Below are 12,991 nucleotides of genomic sequence, written 5' to 3'. Positions count from 1 at the left end.
TAAAAGATAAGGATTTGTTAACGGGTAATGAATATGGAATGGTTGGAACAATTATTAGGAAAAGAGTGGAGTCTTATACCGGCTGGTGGAGTAACGGGCGATGCATATATTGCGCAAAACGGACAACAAAAGTTATTTTTAAAGCGGAATACATCGCCCTTTTTAGCGGTATTGTCAGCAGAAGGAATTGTTCCAAAATTACTTTGGACAAGAAGGGTAACGAACGGTGATGTAATTTCTGCTCAAAAATGGCTTCCGGGACAGAAGTTAGAGCCAGAGGATATGAAACTAGAACGTGTTGCGAAACTTTTGAAGAAAATACACTCCTCTAAAGCACTTGTGCAGATGATTCAAAGGCTAGGGAAGCAGCCGCTTCATGGGCAAGAGTTATTACAACAATTACAGCTCGTTTTAAGAGGAGATATAAGGATTGATGAAACAATTCAGCAAGGTCTTCAATATTTAACTGAGTCATTAAAAGATATTGAGTACAATGAATTCGTTGTATGCCATTGTGATGTAAACCATAACAATTGGATATTGTCGGATGAAGATGAATTGTTTTTAATTGATTGGGATGGAGCTGTTATTGCTGATCCAGCTCTGGATATTGGTATGTTATTATATTGGTATGTTCCGCGCCATGAATGGAGTGAGTGGCTCGGATATTATGAGGTTGAACTAGATGAATCGTTGCTTAGGCGTATGAGATGGTATGTGATAGCACAAACGATTTTATCTATTCAATGGCACACAACAAAAAAGCAGCAAGCAGAAGCGAAATATTGGCATCAATATTTACAGCAACTACTTGCTTCAGAATAATACTTAAGAAAAATTGTCCATTCCAGCAATCCACTGAGTAAGTTGTTCTTGATTATTGGAAATATGGTTGTCCAAATTAGAGGAAGATTTACCCGATTGACTATAAGAATATACATCGTTTAGCATTGCTTTAGTGTCACTACTTATACTATCGTTTGCGAGTAACGATTGAATGAGGCGCTCTAATTGCTCGCATTCAGAAACTGTCCCGCAGCAATCACTTTGATGATTGATTAAAATATCTTTTAACACTTCTAATTGATGCTGTTGATTAATTGGCATGAACGGATCATCCTTTCGAGTGTTTTTCTCTCCCTAGAAATGTAAGAGAAAAAGCTGTTTCGTCATGGAATGTTTAATGCTTTATGTAGTTTTTATCAAAATGGTACATCTTATACTTGAAAGAAACGGACCGAGTGCTCGTACGTACTTGGTTTTTTGTTTGATAGATTGATTAAAACAGAAAGAAGGAATTTTTCCTTTAAAATAGTTTTGTAAAGAGAGGGAGACATCTATGCGTTTAAGACATAAGCCTTATGCAATGGATCGAATTAATGAGTATTCACATATCGTAATTGGAAAACCAGAGGAGAGCGCTGGTAACTGGAAAGAAATATTTGGAAATGAACAGCCAATTCATATTGAAGTAGGTACAGGACGTGGCCGCTTTATGTATGATATGGCAAAAGCAAATCCGCATATAAACTATATTGGAATTGAAAAATTCACAAGTGTTGTTGTAGATGCACTTGATAAATTAATTGAAGAAGAAGTACCGAACTTAAAGTTAATTAATAAAGATGCTGAAGATTTAACAGTTTTCTTTGCGAAAGGTGAAATTGACCGCGTTTATTTAAACTTCTCAGATCCATGGCCGAAGAATCGTCATACGAAGCGTCGTTTAACGTATAAAACATTTTTACGCAATTATGAAGAAGTGTTAGTAGATGGCGGAGAAATTCATTTCAAAACTGATAACCAAGGCTTATTTGAATATTCTATTATGAGTATGGCTGAGTATGGTATGTTATTAACTTACCTTAGCCTAGATCTTCATAATAGTGATTATGAAGGAAACATTATGACAGAATACGAAGAGAAATTCTCTAGTAAAGGTCATCGTATTTACCGAGTTGAAGCAAAATATCGTACGGAGCCTATGCAGTAATGCATAGGTTTTTTATATGAAAAATAATCGGAATATTATGTTAAAATTAAATAAAAAGGGGGATTGGATATGGAACAGTTACAAATTGGAAATATAAAAGTGACGTGGCTAAAAGGTGGGAATACACATTTAGATGGAGGCGCGATGTTTGGAGTTGTGCCAAAAGTACTTTGGTCACGCAAATATAAACATAATGATACAAATCATATTTATTTGCGAACAGATCCGTTACTCTTGCAAGCGAAAGAAGGAAACATGCTTATTGATGCAGGGATAGGGAACGGTAAATTGAATGAGAAAATGAAGCGGAATCAAGGTGTAACAGAAGAATCATCAGTTAAGGAATCTTTAGAAAAACTGGGACTGCGTACTGAGGATATTCATTACGTCTTAATGACACATCTTCATTTTGACCATGCATCTGGCTTAACAAAATGGGAGGGAAATCACCTTGTTCCGGCGTTTCCGAACGCAACGATTTATGTAAGTGAGACTGAATGGAATGAAATGAAAAATCCCAATGTTAGATCGCGTAATACATATTGGAAGGAAAATTGGGAGCCAATCGTTGATAAGATTGTTACGTTCAGGCAAGAAATAGAAATTACGGATGAAATAAAAATGGCGCATACAGGTGGTCATAGTGATGGACATGCCGTTGTCATTCTTGAAAGTCAAGGTGAAACGATGCTTCATTTAGCGGATATTTTACCGACGCATGCACATCAAAATGTATTATGGGTAATGGCATACGATGATTATCCGATGACATCGATTGAACATAAACAAAAGTGGATGAAGTATGGTGCTGAAAAAGAGGCGTGGTTTACTTTTTATCATGATGCATATTACCGTGCAGTAAAGTGGAATGAAGAAGGGCATATAGTGGAAAAGATAGAGAGAAAAACGATTGTAGAAGCTTAAAAAAGCTAGTAATTACTAGCTTTTTTTTATGCTGCTATAACCTCTAAAACAGTACCTGTTTTAGCATCAACTAAAAATTCAAATCGTTCTTGTATTTCATCTAACATCGTTGTAAGACCGCCGCGATAAACTTCGTACGCGACATCATATTTTTCAAATGTCTCTGGAACCATATGTACCCAAGAGCCAGTAATTTCACCTTTATGACTTAATGCTTGTTTCACCATTTTCAATGCTTTTTCTGAAGAAATATGGGATTGTTCTTGTACTTTGTTTGCAACGAAATAACCAGCTGCAAACCCAACGCCAAGACCTGTGACTAAACCTTTCCAGCTCATATATTCACCTCAATTCTGTAAAATAAAAATAGTGTACCAATAATAATTATAATGCAAATGCAACTAAAAAAGAAGAAACTAGAAACATTTCGAAAATTTCGTTACAATAAAAGAGGTATTCTACTAAGGTTTGAAAGAAGGGGACTTCGTGAATAAAGAGACATTACAATTATTTCGTACGTTAACAGAATTACAAGGTGCATCAGGTTTTGAACATGATGTGCGCCGTTTTATGAAGCAAGAATTAAGCAAATATGCTGATGAGATTGTGCAAGACGGTTTAGGTAGCGTATTTGGCCTGAAAAAAGGGGACGAAACTGGCCCGCGCGTTCTTGTAGCAGGTCATATGGATGAAGTAGGTTTCATGGTTACGCAAATTACGAAAAATGGGATGCTTCGTTTTCAAACGCTAGGTGGCTGGTGGAGCCAAGTACTATTAGCTCAGCGTGTACAAGTTATGACGAAGAATGGTCCTGTTATTGGGGTTGTTGGTTCTATTCCGCCTCATTTATTAAGTGATGCGCAACGTGCAAAACCGATGGATATAAAAAATATGTTAATTGATATAGGTGCAGATAGTTATGAAGATGCGATTGAAATTGGCATAAAGCCAGGGCAACAAATCGTGCCAATCTGTCCATTCACGCCGATGGCAAATGAGAAGAAAATTATGGCGAAAGCTTGGGACAACCGCTATGGATGTGGCCTTGCTATCGAATTGCTAAAAGAATTAAAAGATGAAACATTACCAAACACATTATACTCTGGTGCGACTGTACAAGAAGAAGTAGGTCTTCGCGGAGCACAAACTGCTGCAAATATGATTCAACCAGATATTTTCTATGCGCTTGATGCAAGTCCAGCAAATGATGCATCTGGTGATAAAACGCAGTTCGGTCAATTAGGAAAAGGTGCTCTTCTTCGCATTTATGACCGCACAATGGTAACGCATAGAGGAATGCGCGAATTCATTTTAGATACAGCAGAAACACATAACATTCCGTACCAATACTTTATTTCACAAGGTGGTACAGATGCGGGCCGTGTACATACAAGTAACTCTGGTATCCCATCAGCAGTAATTGGTGTTTGTGCACGTTACATTCATACACATGCTTCTATTTTACATGTTGATGATTATGCGGCAGCGAAGGAATTAATTACGAAGCTTGTGAGAGCGACGGACAAAACGACGTTAGAGACAATTAAGAATAACGCGTAGAAAGGAAGGGCTGAAGAGCCTTTCTTTTTTTTAGGTAGGAGAGATGGCCTAGCGATGAGTAGTGGCGGTTAGTGCGTAATTGGTGCTCGAATGATGTATTAAGACCGCGGATAGGAAAAGAGAGGAAGGCTGTTTTGGGAAAACCTTTTCTTTTTTTAGGTAGGAGAGATGGCCCAGCGATGTGTGGTAGCGGTTAGTGCTTAATTGGTGGTCGAGCGATGCATTTAAACCCCGGATAGGAAGAAAGCGGGAGACTGTTTTTGTGTTCGGAGCTGAAAATATTGTGGAAAGCTACTTTCTTTTTTTGATGGGAGAGATGACCCAGCGATGCGTGTGTGCGGTCAGTTGCACTACGTATAAGCCTCAGTCATGAAGACCGATTTGGTGTTCGAGGCTAGTATTAGGATAGAATAATGAATTTATATAGAGGTGAGTGAAATGAAGGTAGTAGTTGGATCGAAGAATAAAACGAAAGTTGGGGCTGTGGAGAAGGTTTGGAAAGATGCTGAAATTACATCTCTTTCTGTTCCGTCAGGAGTGGCAAACCAGCCTTTCTCAGATGAAGAGACGATGCAAGGAGCAGTAAATAGGGCGAAGAGAGCGTTACAGGAAGGTGAAGCTCATATCGGCATTGGGCTAGAAGGCGGCGTTATGAAAACGAAGCATGGGTTATTTATGTGTAACTGGGGTGCTTTAGCGACGATTGACGGTAAAACATTTGTAGCAGGCGGGGCACGTATTAAGTTACCAGACGATTTTTTAGCACCGCTTGAAGAAGGAAAAGAGCTAAGTGAAGTGATGGAAGAGTTTGTAGAGCGAAAAGATATTCGTAGTCACGAAGGTGCTATCGGTATTTTTACAGATGATTATGTCGACCGAACGGAGTTATTTGTACACGTTGTTAAGTTACTTGTTGGGCAATATAAGTATGATGAAAAGCAAGCATAAACCTTGCACCATGCGCGATGTATGGTAGTATAAAGAAAAGATTATAGTGTGAAAAAAGTGCACTCGTTAGAGGAGGAAATATAGATGAAATCATTAGAAAGCATGGAACAATTCCAAGAATTAAAAAATGAAGAGAATGTAGTCTTCATGTTCTCAGCAGAATGGTGCCCAGATTGCCGTTTCGTTGATCCATTTATGCCAGAAGTAGAAGAGAAGTATAGTGATTTCTCATTTTACTATGTAGATCGTGATGAGTTTATTGATCTATGCGTGAAAGTAGACGTATTTGGCATTCCAAGCTTTGTAGCGTACAATAAAGGTGAAGAAACTGGACGCTATGTAAATAAAGATCGTAAAACACAAGAGCAAATCGAAGAGTTTATTGAAGGTTTAAAATAAGACAATTAGCCAATTGAATTGTAAAAACAACCTCTACCTTCGCGGGGGAGGTTATTTTTTTGGAAGGGAGGAAAAAGAGATGAAAATGACAAGTAAAAAGATGAAAGACGAGTTAATGAAGAAATTATCTCGACCAGAATGGGACTTTCATTATGATAGTGAGAAAGAAGTTCTTCGTATTGAACAAATAGACTCGAAAAAAGGTATTAACGTATCACTTCCAGGAGTAGTGGCAAAATGGGAAGTGAACAAAGAAAAAGCGATTGAAGAGGTCGCTTATTACGTACAAGAAGCGCTAATTGCAATGCATAAAGAAGAAAATAGCACGGCGAAAATTTTACCTGTTATTCGCTCTACTTCTTTCCCGAAACAATCAGAAGAAGGAAATCCGTTTCTTATGACGGACCATACGGCGGAAACACGTATTTACTATGCGCTAGATTCTAATAAAACGTATCGATTAATTGATGAGCGCTTATTGCAAAAATTAGAGCTTACAGAGGAACAAGTACGTGAAATGGCATTATTTAATGCTCGCTCATTAGGCTATGAATTTAAGCAGGACACAGTAGCAGGCAATACATTCTACTTTTTAAACACAAATGATGGATACGATGCGAGTCGTATTTTAAACGAATCGTTACTACACTCGATGCGTGAAAAAATCTCTGGTGATATGGTTGTTGCAGTTCCTCACCAAGATGTATTAATTATTGCTGATATCGTCAACGAAATCGGTTATGATATTATTGCACAAATGACAATGAAATTTTTTGCCGAAGGGCATGTTCCGATTACATCACTTTCATTCGTATATGAAGATGGGGACTTTGAACCAATCTTTATTTTAGCGAAGAATCGGAAGAAGACAGATGGAAAAGAGAAAGGATGAACGAAGTGAACGTTTTTTACAACCTTGAAGGAATTGGTGACACTTTAATTGTTACCTTACAAGATATTACTTTAGAAAACCGTACATTTGACCGCAAAGGAGATGTTGCTCGCGTTTATGATCGTGAAAGCAACGTAACAGGAGGATTCAACATCTTTAATGCGTCTTCTTATGTAGAAGTAACAGACAACGGAAACGTTACATTAACGAAAGAGTTTGTTGAAAAAATTAACGACATTTTAGCAAAGAACGGCTTTGAAGAAAAAGTGGAAGCTGATTTCACGCCGAAATTTGTTGTAGGCTATGTAGCTGAAAAAGAGAAGCATCCAAATGCTGATAAATTAAACATCTGTACAGTAGAAATCGGTACAGAAACATTACAAATCGTATGTGGTGCACCAAACGTTGATGCAGGACAAAAAGTTGTCGTTGCGAAAATCGGTGCTGTAATGCCAAGCGGTATGTTAATTAAACCAGCTGAACTTCGCGGTGTTCCTTCTTCTGGAATGATTTGCTCTGCACGTGAATTAGAGCTTCCAGATGCTCCAGAAGAAAAAGGTATTCTTGTATTAGAAGACAGCTTTGAAGTTGGACAAGAATTTAAATTTTAATTGATATTAGAAAAGTAGCCTCGCATACGTGAGGCTACTTTTTTTGTGCGGAATTCCTAGCATTGTAACGTTTCCTCTCAAAATCTATATTGTATTTTAAAAATGGATTAGGTAAAATTTAGAAAAAAGAAGGGGATAGACGTATGAAACAACAACCAAAAATTGCAGAACTTCTGAAACGAATTGAAACTTCAAAACAGCAAGATATCGAGTTAGGTTCCTATGAAATATATTTATTTAGCGAAGATGAATTAGAAAAAGGACAAATCGGTTACCGATATGATAAACATAAAAATTCATTAATAAGTAAAGAAAGTGGAAAATGGCAAGAAGGATGGATTGTTATCGGATATGAAACGGATATGGGAGATCCTGTTTTCGTTAATGTAGCTGAAGATACTTACCCTGTTTATACAGCTGAGCGCGGTACGGAAACGTGGCAACCGATTTATATTGGAAATATGGATGATATTATAAAAATACTATAAGAAAATGCTTTGAGCCCGGTGCAAAGTGATAGGAGAGAAAAATGAAGTATATAAAAATAATGTGCGCTATTGCAGTCATTGGAATATATATGGGAGGTTGTTCACAAGAACAACCGAAAAAAGAAACAACATCTTCTGTACAAGAAAAAAACAACGATAAAAAAGAAGACGCACCGGTAGAAAAGCAGCAAGAAGAACAAGAAAAGAAAGAAGAACCGCAAGCAACTCAAACGAATGAACAAGTTGAACTTAAGCAGGAGGAAGTGTCGGCCAAAGAAAAGACAGAGGAAATCCCGCCGGCACAGACGACTGAACAGCCCGTACAAAATAATGAACAAAAAGTAGAGAGTAATGAGAAACAAGAGAAGTTTCTCGTCGTTATTGATCCGGGGCATCAACAAAAAGCGAATTTAAATTTAGAGCCAATTGGTCCAGGAGCAACTACGCAAAAATATAAAGTAACAGACGGAACAACGGGAGTTGTAACGAAAAAGAGGGAATCAGTTCTTGTATTAGAGATGGCTTTTATATTGAAAGAAAAACTGGAAGCAAAAGGTATACAAGTATTGATGACAAGAACGTCACATGAGGTTGATATAAGTAATAAGGAACGAGCGGCATTCGCGAATGATCATAAGGCGAATTTATTTTTACGTCTTCACGCGGATGGTTCTGAAAATCCAAACCAAAGTGGGTTCGCTGTATTGACGCCAGCAGAAGGAAATCAATATACGAAAGAAATCTATGCTGAAAGTCTTCAAGTCTCTCAAACAATTGTAAACAAAATGAGGGGAAATCATCAGGTGAAAGTAAATGGAATTAAATTTCGAGATGACCTTTCTGGATTTAATTGGTCGAAAGTACCTGGAGTACTATTAGAACTCGGATTTATGTCAAACCCAGAAGAAGACAAAAAATTATCAGACCCACAGTATGTAAATTCTTTATTACAAAGCGTGACGGATAGTGTAGATGAATATCGGAAAAATAAAGCTTAAATTGCAGTCTTATATGGAAGGCTGCTTTTTTCTATATACAAAACACTCGTAAATTAGAATATTATGGATAAAGTTAATATGCTTAATTTTACCTGCACTTTTTGCCGAATGCTGATACAATAAAGGTTGTTACTATTTAGTAGAAAGAGTGGTAAGCATGTTAGATTGGATGAAAAAGCTGTTTAACAAAGAGGAAGAAAAAACAGCGATGAATAAAGAAGTACCAAAGCAAATTGTAAGTCAGCCGAAAATTCCTCGTGTAAACCACTACACTGAAGCAAGAGAAGCACAAATGGCAAGTCGGAATGCAGGGAAATGTCGTTTTCCACTAATACCAGATAATGGCTTCGATGAGGAGGATGTAAGAGAACTGCCTAACTTTGAAGAACAACCTATTCAAAGAGGAACATATGAAGAACAGCCTACTCAAAGAGGAACAAAAGTGGAAAGAAGCAGACGACCGTATGTGGAAACAGAAGCACCTACATATGAGGAACCGGAATTGCAATATGAACCGGAACCAGAGCCTGTCGTAAAAAAAGCATTCGTACCGTCGCAAGAAAGTAACCGTAGACCATTTCGTCCAACAGAAATGATTTCTCCAATTTATGGATATAACCGTCCTTCAGTAGAAACGAAGGTTGTGCAGGAGGAAGAAAAGGAAAGAGAAGATCTTGAAATATCTGTTGAAGGAAAAGCTGTTGTTGACGCATGGTTAGAGAAAAAAGGATATACATTATCTGACTTTTCGGAAGTTCTACAAGGGAGTTCATCTGTTAAGAACGAACGAAGTAATAAAGTAGAAGAAAAATCGGTTGTGGATGCATGGTTAGAGAAAAACGGTTACGAAGTTGAACGTCAAGCCCCTTCATTAGAAGAAAGCCTAAGTGATGATTTGCTTCATAAAACAGTAGGACAGCATGTGGAAGAAGAGGCTACAATTGTACAAGCCTTGAAGCAGGAGCAAGATGTAGTGGTGTTATCATCTACAGAAGATAACGAAGAAACTTTACAAGAAGAGTCAATAGATTCTAAAGTAGAGCATGTGTATTCGATATTAACAGAAGAAAATGAATGTAATACAGAAATAGAAGAAACTGTTGCTGAAGTTGCAGCAAATCAAGTCGAAGAAGAAACCTTAGAAGATGTAGTGATTGTAAAAGCAGATGAAAAGCTTGAAGAAACAATTACTATAGAAATACCAGATGCTTTTGAAGAAGAATCTAAGGAAGCAGAAGAAGTGGAGTTAGAAGAATCTAAGGAAGCAGAAGAAGCTGCGGAGTTAGAAGAATCTAAGGAAGCAGAAGAAGTTGTGGAATTAGAAGAATCTAAGGAAGCAGAAGAAGCTGCGGAGTTAGAAGAATCTGAAGAAGCAGAAGAAATTGTGGAATTAGAGGAATCTAAAGAAGCGGAAGAAGTTGTGGGGTTAGAAGAATCTGAGGAAGCAGAAGAAGTTGTGGAATTAGAGGAATCTAAAGAAGCGGAAGAAGTTGTGGAGTTAGAAGAACCTAAGGAAGCAGAAGAAGTTGCGGAGTTAGAAGAATCTGAGGAAGCAGAAGAAGTTGTGGAGTTAGAAGAATCTAAGGAAGCAGAAGTTGTGGAATTAGAAGAATCTGAGGAAGCAGAAGAAACTGTGGAATTAGAGGAATCTGAGGAAGCAGAAGCTGTGGAATTAGAAGCATCTAAGGAAGCAGAAGAAGTTGTGGAATTAGAGGGATCTGAGGAAGTAGAAGAAGCTGCGGAGTTAGAAGAATCTGAGGAAGCAGAAGAAGTTGCGGAGTTAGAAGAATCTGAGGAAGCAGAAGAGGTTGTGGAATTAGAAGAATCTGAGGAAGCAGAAGAAGCTGTGGAATTAGAGGAATCTAAGGAAATAGAATCAGTTACGGAATTCGCATTAGAGGAAACACCGCAAGAAGAAGTAATTGAAGAAACGATGAATACAGGGTCGTTAGAAAATATAGCAGTTGAAGAGCAACCAGTGATTTCTCAGCAAGAAACAATTGAGTTCATGGAAGAAAGTGAAGTATTCGTACCAGTTTCAGAAGCAGATGAGCAAACGAAGAAAGATGTTCAAAGCTTTGCGAATGTTTTAATTGAAGAAGCTGAAGAAAAGAAACAAGTTGTTGAAGAACAGCCTGCTGCACAAAAAGAAGAGCCGAAACGTGAGAAAAAGCGTCATGTTCCATTTAACGTTGTCATGTTAAAACAAGACAGAAAGAAGTTAATGGAAAGACATGCGGTACGAACGAACGTAACGCAATCTACTGTGGGTGAACGAGTAACGGAAAAACCAATGCAGCAAGTAGTGGTAGAAACCCAAGTAGAAAAAAAACCGATGCAGCAAGTGGTAGTAGAAACCCAAGCGGAAGAAAAACCGATGCAGCAAGTGGTAGTAGAAGCTCAAGTGGAAGAAAAACCAATGCAGCAAGTGGTAGTAGAAACCCAAGCGGAAGAAAAACCAATGCAGCAAGTGGTAGTAGAAGCTCAAGTGGAAGAAAAGCCAATGCAGCAAGTGGTAGTAGAAGCTCAAGTGGAAGAAAAGCCAATGCAGCAAGTGGTAGTAGAAACCCAAGTAGAAGAAAAACCAATGCAGCAAGTGGTAGTGGAACCACAAGTAGAAGAAAAACCGATGCAACAAGTAGTGGTGGCTGAACAAGTACAAGAGAAAGCATATGTTGTAAATCAAAAAGAGAACGATATGCGCAACGTACTACAAACGCCGCCGAAGTATGAATTTCCGCCATTAACGTTGTTGTCGATTCCACAGCAGGCAGCATTAGATAATACGGAGTGGCTAGAAGAACAGGAAGAATTATTAAATACGACATTTAATAATTTCCATGTTGGAGCACATGTTATTAATGTGTCACAAGGGCCGGCGGTAACTCGTTTTGAAGTACAACCAGACCCAGGTGTGAAAGTAAATAAAATTACAAATTTAAGTGATGATATTAAGTTAAGTTTAGCTGCGAAAGATATTCGAATTGAAGCACCAATTCCAGGGAAGAGTGCAATTGGAATTGAAGTTCCGAATAAGGAAAGTAAGCCAGTATTCCTTCGTGAAATTTTAAGAAGTCCTGTATTTACAAAGAGTGAATCACCGCTTACAGTTGCGCTGGGGCTTGATATTTCAGGTGATCCAATTGTAACGGATATTCGAAAAATGCCACATGGACTTATTGCGGGTGCAACTGGTTCAGGGAAAAGTGTGTGCATTAACGCGATTTTAACGAGCATTTTATATAAAGCGAAGCCGCATGAAGTGAAGTTGATACTAATTGATCCGAAGATGGTTGAGCTTGCACCATACAATTCTGTTCCGCATCTTGTAGCACCTGTTATTACTGACGTAAAAGCAGCTACAGCCGCGTTAAAGTGGGCGGTTGAAGAGATGGAACGTCGTTATGAATTGTTTGCTCATGCTGGTGCTCGTGATTTGACTCGTTACAATACGATTGTAAGTGGTAGAGAAATCCCAGGTGAGACATTACCTTATATTGTAATTGTCATTGACGAGTTAGCGGACTTAATGATGGTTGCTCCTGGTGATGTTGAGGAAGCGATTTGTCGTATTGCACAAAAAGCTCGTGCTTGTGGTATTCACTTATTAGTTGCGACGCAGCGTCCATCTGTAGATGTTATTACAGGTTTAATTAAATCAAACATTCCAACGCGTATTTCGTTTACGGTATCATCTCAAGTTGATTCGCGTACGATTATTGATATTGGGGGCGCGGAGAAATTACTTGGCCGTGGTGATATGCTATTTTTAGGAAACGGCACATCTAAACCAGTTCGTGTACAAGGCGTATACGTATCAGATGATGAGATTGAAAGAACCGTTGATCATGTGAAAAAGCAAATGAAGCCAAATTACTTATTTAAGCAAGAGGATTTATTAGCAAAATCAGAGCAGAGTGAGTCTGAAGATGAACTGTTTTTTGATGCATGTCAATTTGTTGTAGAGCAAGGGGGAGCGTCCACATCTTCTGTACAGAGAAAATTCCGCATTGGTTATAATCGCGCGGCACGTCTAATTGAAGAGATGGAATCGCAAGGGATTATTTCTGAAGCAAGAGGAACGAAACCGAGAGATGTCCTTATTTCTGAGGATGAATTTGCCGCTATGCAGGAAACGAATGTATAGGAAACGGTTTTGCTGTATACTAAGAGAAAAT

The 12,991-nt window shown here is 38.2% G+C and carries 13 protein-coding genes; 11 read left to right on the top strand and 2 right to left on the bottom strand.

The features are described from left to right. Positions 1-27: 27 nt before the first annotated feature. Positions 28-825: a phosphotransferase family protein gene (locus NSQ47_RS16915; RefSeq protein WP_341037449.1), complete on the top strand. Its 798-nt coding sequence runs from the start codon at positions 28-30 to the stop codon at positions 823-825. A 3-nt stretch (positions 826-828) separates the two neighbouring features. Here the strand turns inward: NSQ47_RS16915 and NSQ47_RS16910 are convergent, their stop codons facing one another. Next, on the bottom strand, positions 829-1,107 hold the full coding sequence (locus tag NSQ47_RS16910; protein WP_002160191.1) for a YtzH-like family protein: 279 nt from the start codon (positions 1,105-1,107) through the stop codon (positions 829-831). A 232-nt stretch (positions 1,108-1,339) separates the two neighbouring features. On the opposite strand from NSQ47_RS16910, the gene trmB reads away from it, so the two are divergent. Beyond that, the gene (gene trmB, locus NSQ47_RS16905) at positions 1,340-1,993 is read left to right on the top strand and encodes a tRNA (guanosine(46)-N7)-methyltransferase TrmB (protein ID WP_002112335.1); all 654 of its coding nucleotides are present in this window, start codon (positions 1,340-1,342) and stop codon (positions 1,991-1,993) included. Between the two features lie 69 nt (positions 1,994-2,062). After that, positions 2,063-2,917 (top strand): YtnP family quorum-quenching lactonase, encoded by an 855-nt coding sequence (locus NSQ47_RS16900; protein ID WP_215557567.1) that lies wholly within the window; start codon positions 2,063-2,065, stop codon positions 2,915-2,917. A gap of 26 nt (positions 2,918-2,943) precedes the next feature. Here NSQ47_RS16900 and NSQ47_RS16895 read toward each other — a convergent pair whose 3' ends face one another. Further along, positions 2,944-3,255, bottom strand: coding sequence for a PepSY domain-containing protein (locus tag NSQ47_RS16895; RefSeq protein ID WP_002112333.1), 312 nt, complete (start codon positions 3,253-3,255; stop codon positions 2,944-2,946). Between the two features lie 148 nt (positions 3,256-3,403). Here NSQ47_RS16895 and NSQ47_RS16890 point away from each other — a divergent pair, with 148 nt between their 5' ends. The 8 genes from NSQ47_RS16890 (at position 3,404) to NSQ47_RS16855 (ending at position 12,960) form a co-directional block, all read left to right on the top strand. Continuing rightward, positions 3,404-4,477 (top strand): M42 family metallopeptidase, encoded by a 1,074-nt coding sequence (locus tag NSQ47_RS16890; RefSeq protein ID WP_002123132.1) that lies wholly within the window; start codon positions 3,404-3,406, stop codon positions 4,475-4,477. Between the two features lie 438 nt (positions 4,478-4,915). Then, complete coding sequence (locus NSQ47_RS16885; protein WP_341037446.1) at positions 4,916-5,425, top strand: DUF84 family protein; 510 nt, start codon at positions 4,916-4,918, stop codon at positions 5,423-5,425. Between the two features lie 84 nt (positions 5,426-5,509). Continuing rightward, positions 5,510-5,824: a thioredoxin family protein gene (locus tag NSQ47_RS16880; RefSeq protein ID WP_002015619.1), complete on the top strand. Its 315-nt coding sequence runs from the start codon at positions 5,510-5,512 to the stop codon at positions 5,822-5,824. A gap of 79 nt (positions 5,825-5,903) precedes the next feature. Beyond that, a complete protein-coding gene (locus tag NSQ47_RS16875) occupies positions 5,904-6,716 on the top strand; it encodes a DUF1444 domain-containing protein (RefSeq protein WP_002112329.1) in 813 nt (270 codons plus the stop codon). After that, positions 6,713-7,327 carry a YtpR family tRNA-binding protein gene (gene ytpR / locus NSQ47_RS16870; protein ID WP_002112328.1) on the top strand — a complete coding sequence of 205 codons (615 nt, stop codon included), beginning with the start codon at positions 6,713-6,715 and terminating at the stop codon, positions 7,325-7,327. Before NSQ47_RS16875 ends, ytpR begins: the two co-directional genes overlap by 4 nt. Before the next feature lie 143 nt (positions 7,328-7,470). Next, complete coding sequence (locus NSQ47_RS16865) at positions 7,471-7,815, top strand: thiamine transporter (RefSeq protein WP_070140008.1); 345 nt, start codon at positions 7,471-7,473, stop codon at positions 7,813-7,815. A 41-nt stretch (positions 7,816-7,856) separates the two neighbouring features. Next, entirely contained in the window at positions 7,857-8,813 is a 957-nt protein-coding gene (locus NSQ47_RS16860; RefSeq protein WP_341037444.1) for an N-acetylmuramoyl-L-alanine amidase, read from the top strand. A 157-nt stretch (positions 8,814-8,970) separates the two neighbouring features. Continuing rightward, positions 8,971-12,960, top strand: a complete 3,990-nt coding sequence (locus NSQ47_RS16855; protein WP_341037441.1) for a DNA translocase FtsK — start codon at positions 8,971-8,973, stop codon at positions 12,958-12,960. Positions 12,961-12,991 lie beyond the last annotated feature (31 nt).

The organism is Bacillus sp. FSL R10-2780 (assembly GCF_038006125.1).
In the GTDB taxonomy this organism is placed as follows: Bacteria; Bacillota; Bacilli; order Bacillales; family Bacillaceae_G; genus Bacillus_A; species Bacillus_A cereus_U.
Note: the sequence above shows the minus strand (reverse complement) of the source record. Positions and strands in the feature narration are given on the sequence as shown.

Coding starts and splice junctions, on each gene's coding strand:
- NSQ47_RS16860 (WP_341037444.1), top strand. CDS start 7,857: ATGAAGTATATAAAAATAATGTGCGCTATTGCAGTCATTGGAATATAT.
- ytpR (WP_002112328.1), top strand. CDS start 6,713: ATGAACGAAGTGAACGTTTTTTACAACCTTGAAGGAATTGGTGACACT.
- NSQ47_RS16865 (WP_070140008.1), top strand. CDS start 7,471: ATGAAACAACAACCAAAAATTGCAGAACTTCTGAAACGAATTGAAACT.
- NSQ47_RS16910 (WP_002160191.1), bottom strand. CDS start 1,107: ATGCCAATTAATCAACAGCATCAATTAGAAGTGTTAAAAGATATTTTA.
- trmB (WP_002112335.1), top strand. CDS start 1,340: ATGCGTTTAAGACATAAGCCTTATGCAATGGATCGAATTAATGAGTAT.
- NSQ47_RS16855 (WP_341037441.1), top strand. CDS start 8,971: ATGTTAGATTGGATGAAAAAGCTGTTTAACAAAGAGGAAGAAAAAACA.
- NSQ47_RS16900 (WP_215557567.1), top strand. CDS start 2,063: ATGGAACAGTTACAAATTGGAAATATAAAAGTGACGTGGCTAAAAGGT.
- NSQ47_RS16895 (WP_002112333.1), bottom strand. CDS start 3,255: ATGAGCTGGAAAGGTTTAGTCACAGGTCTTGGCGTTGGGTTTGCAGCT.
- NSQ47_RS16915 (WP_341037449.1), top strand. CDS start 28: ATGAATATGGAATGGTTGGAACAATTATTAGGAAAAGAGTGGAGTCTT.
- NSQ47_RS16880 (WP_002015619.1), top strand. CDS start 5,510: ATGAAATCATTAGAAAGCATGGAACAATTCCAAGAATTAAAAAATGAA.
- NSQ47_RS16875 (WP_002112329.1), top strand. CDS start 5,904: ATGAAAATGACAAGTAAAAAGATGAAAGACGAGTTAATGAAGAAATTA.
- NSQ47_RS16885 (WP_341037446.1), top strand. CDS start 4,916: ATGAAGGTAGTAGTTGGATCGAAGAATAAAACGAAAGTTGGGGCTGTG.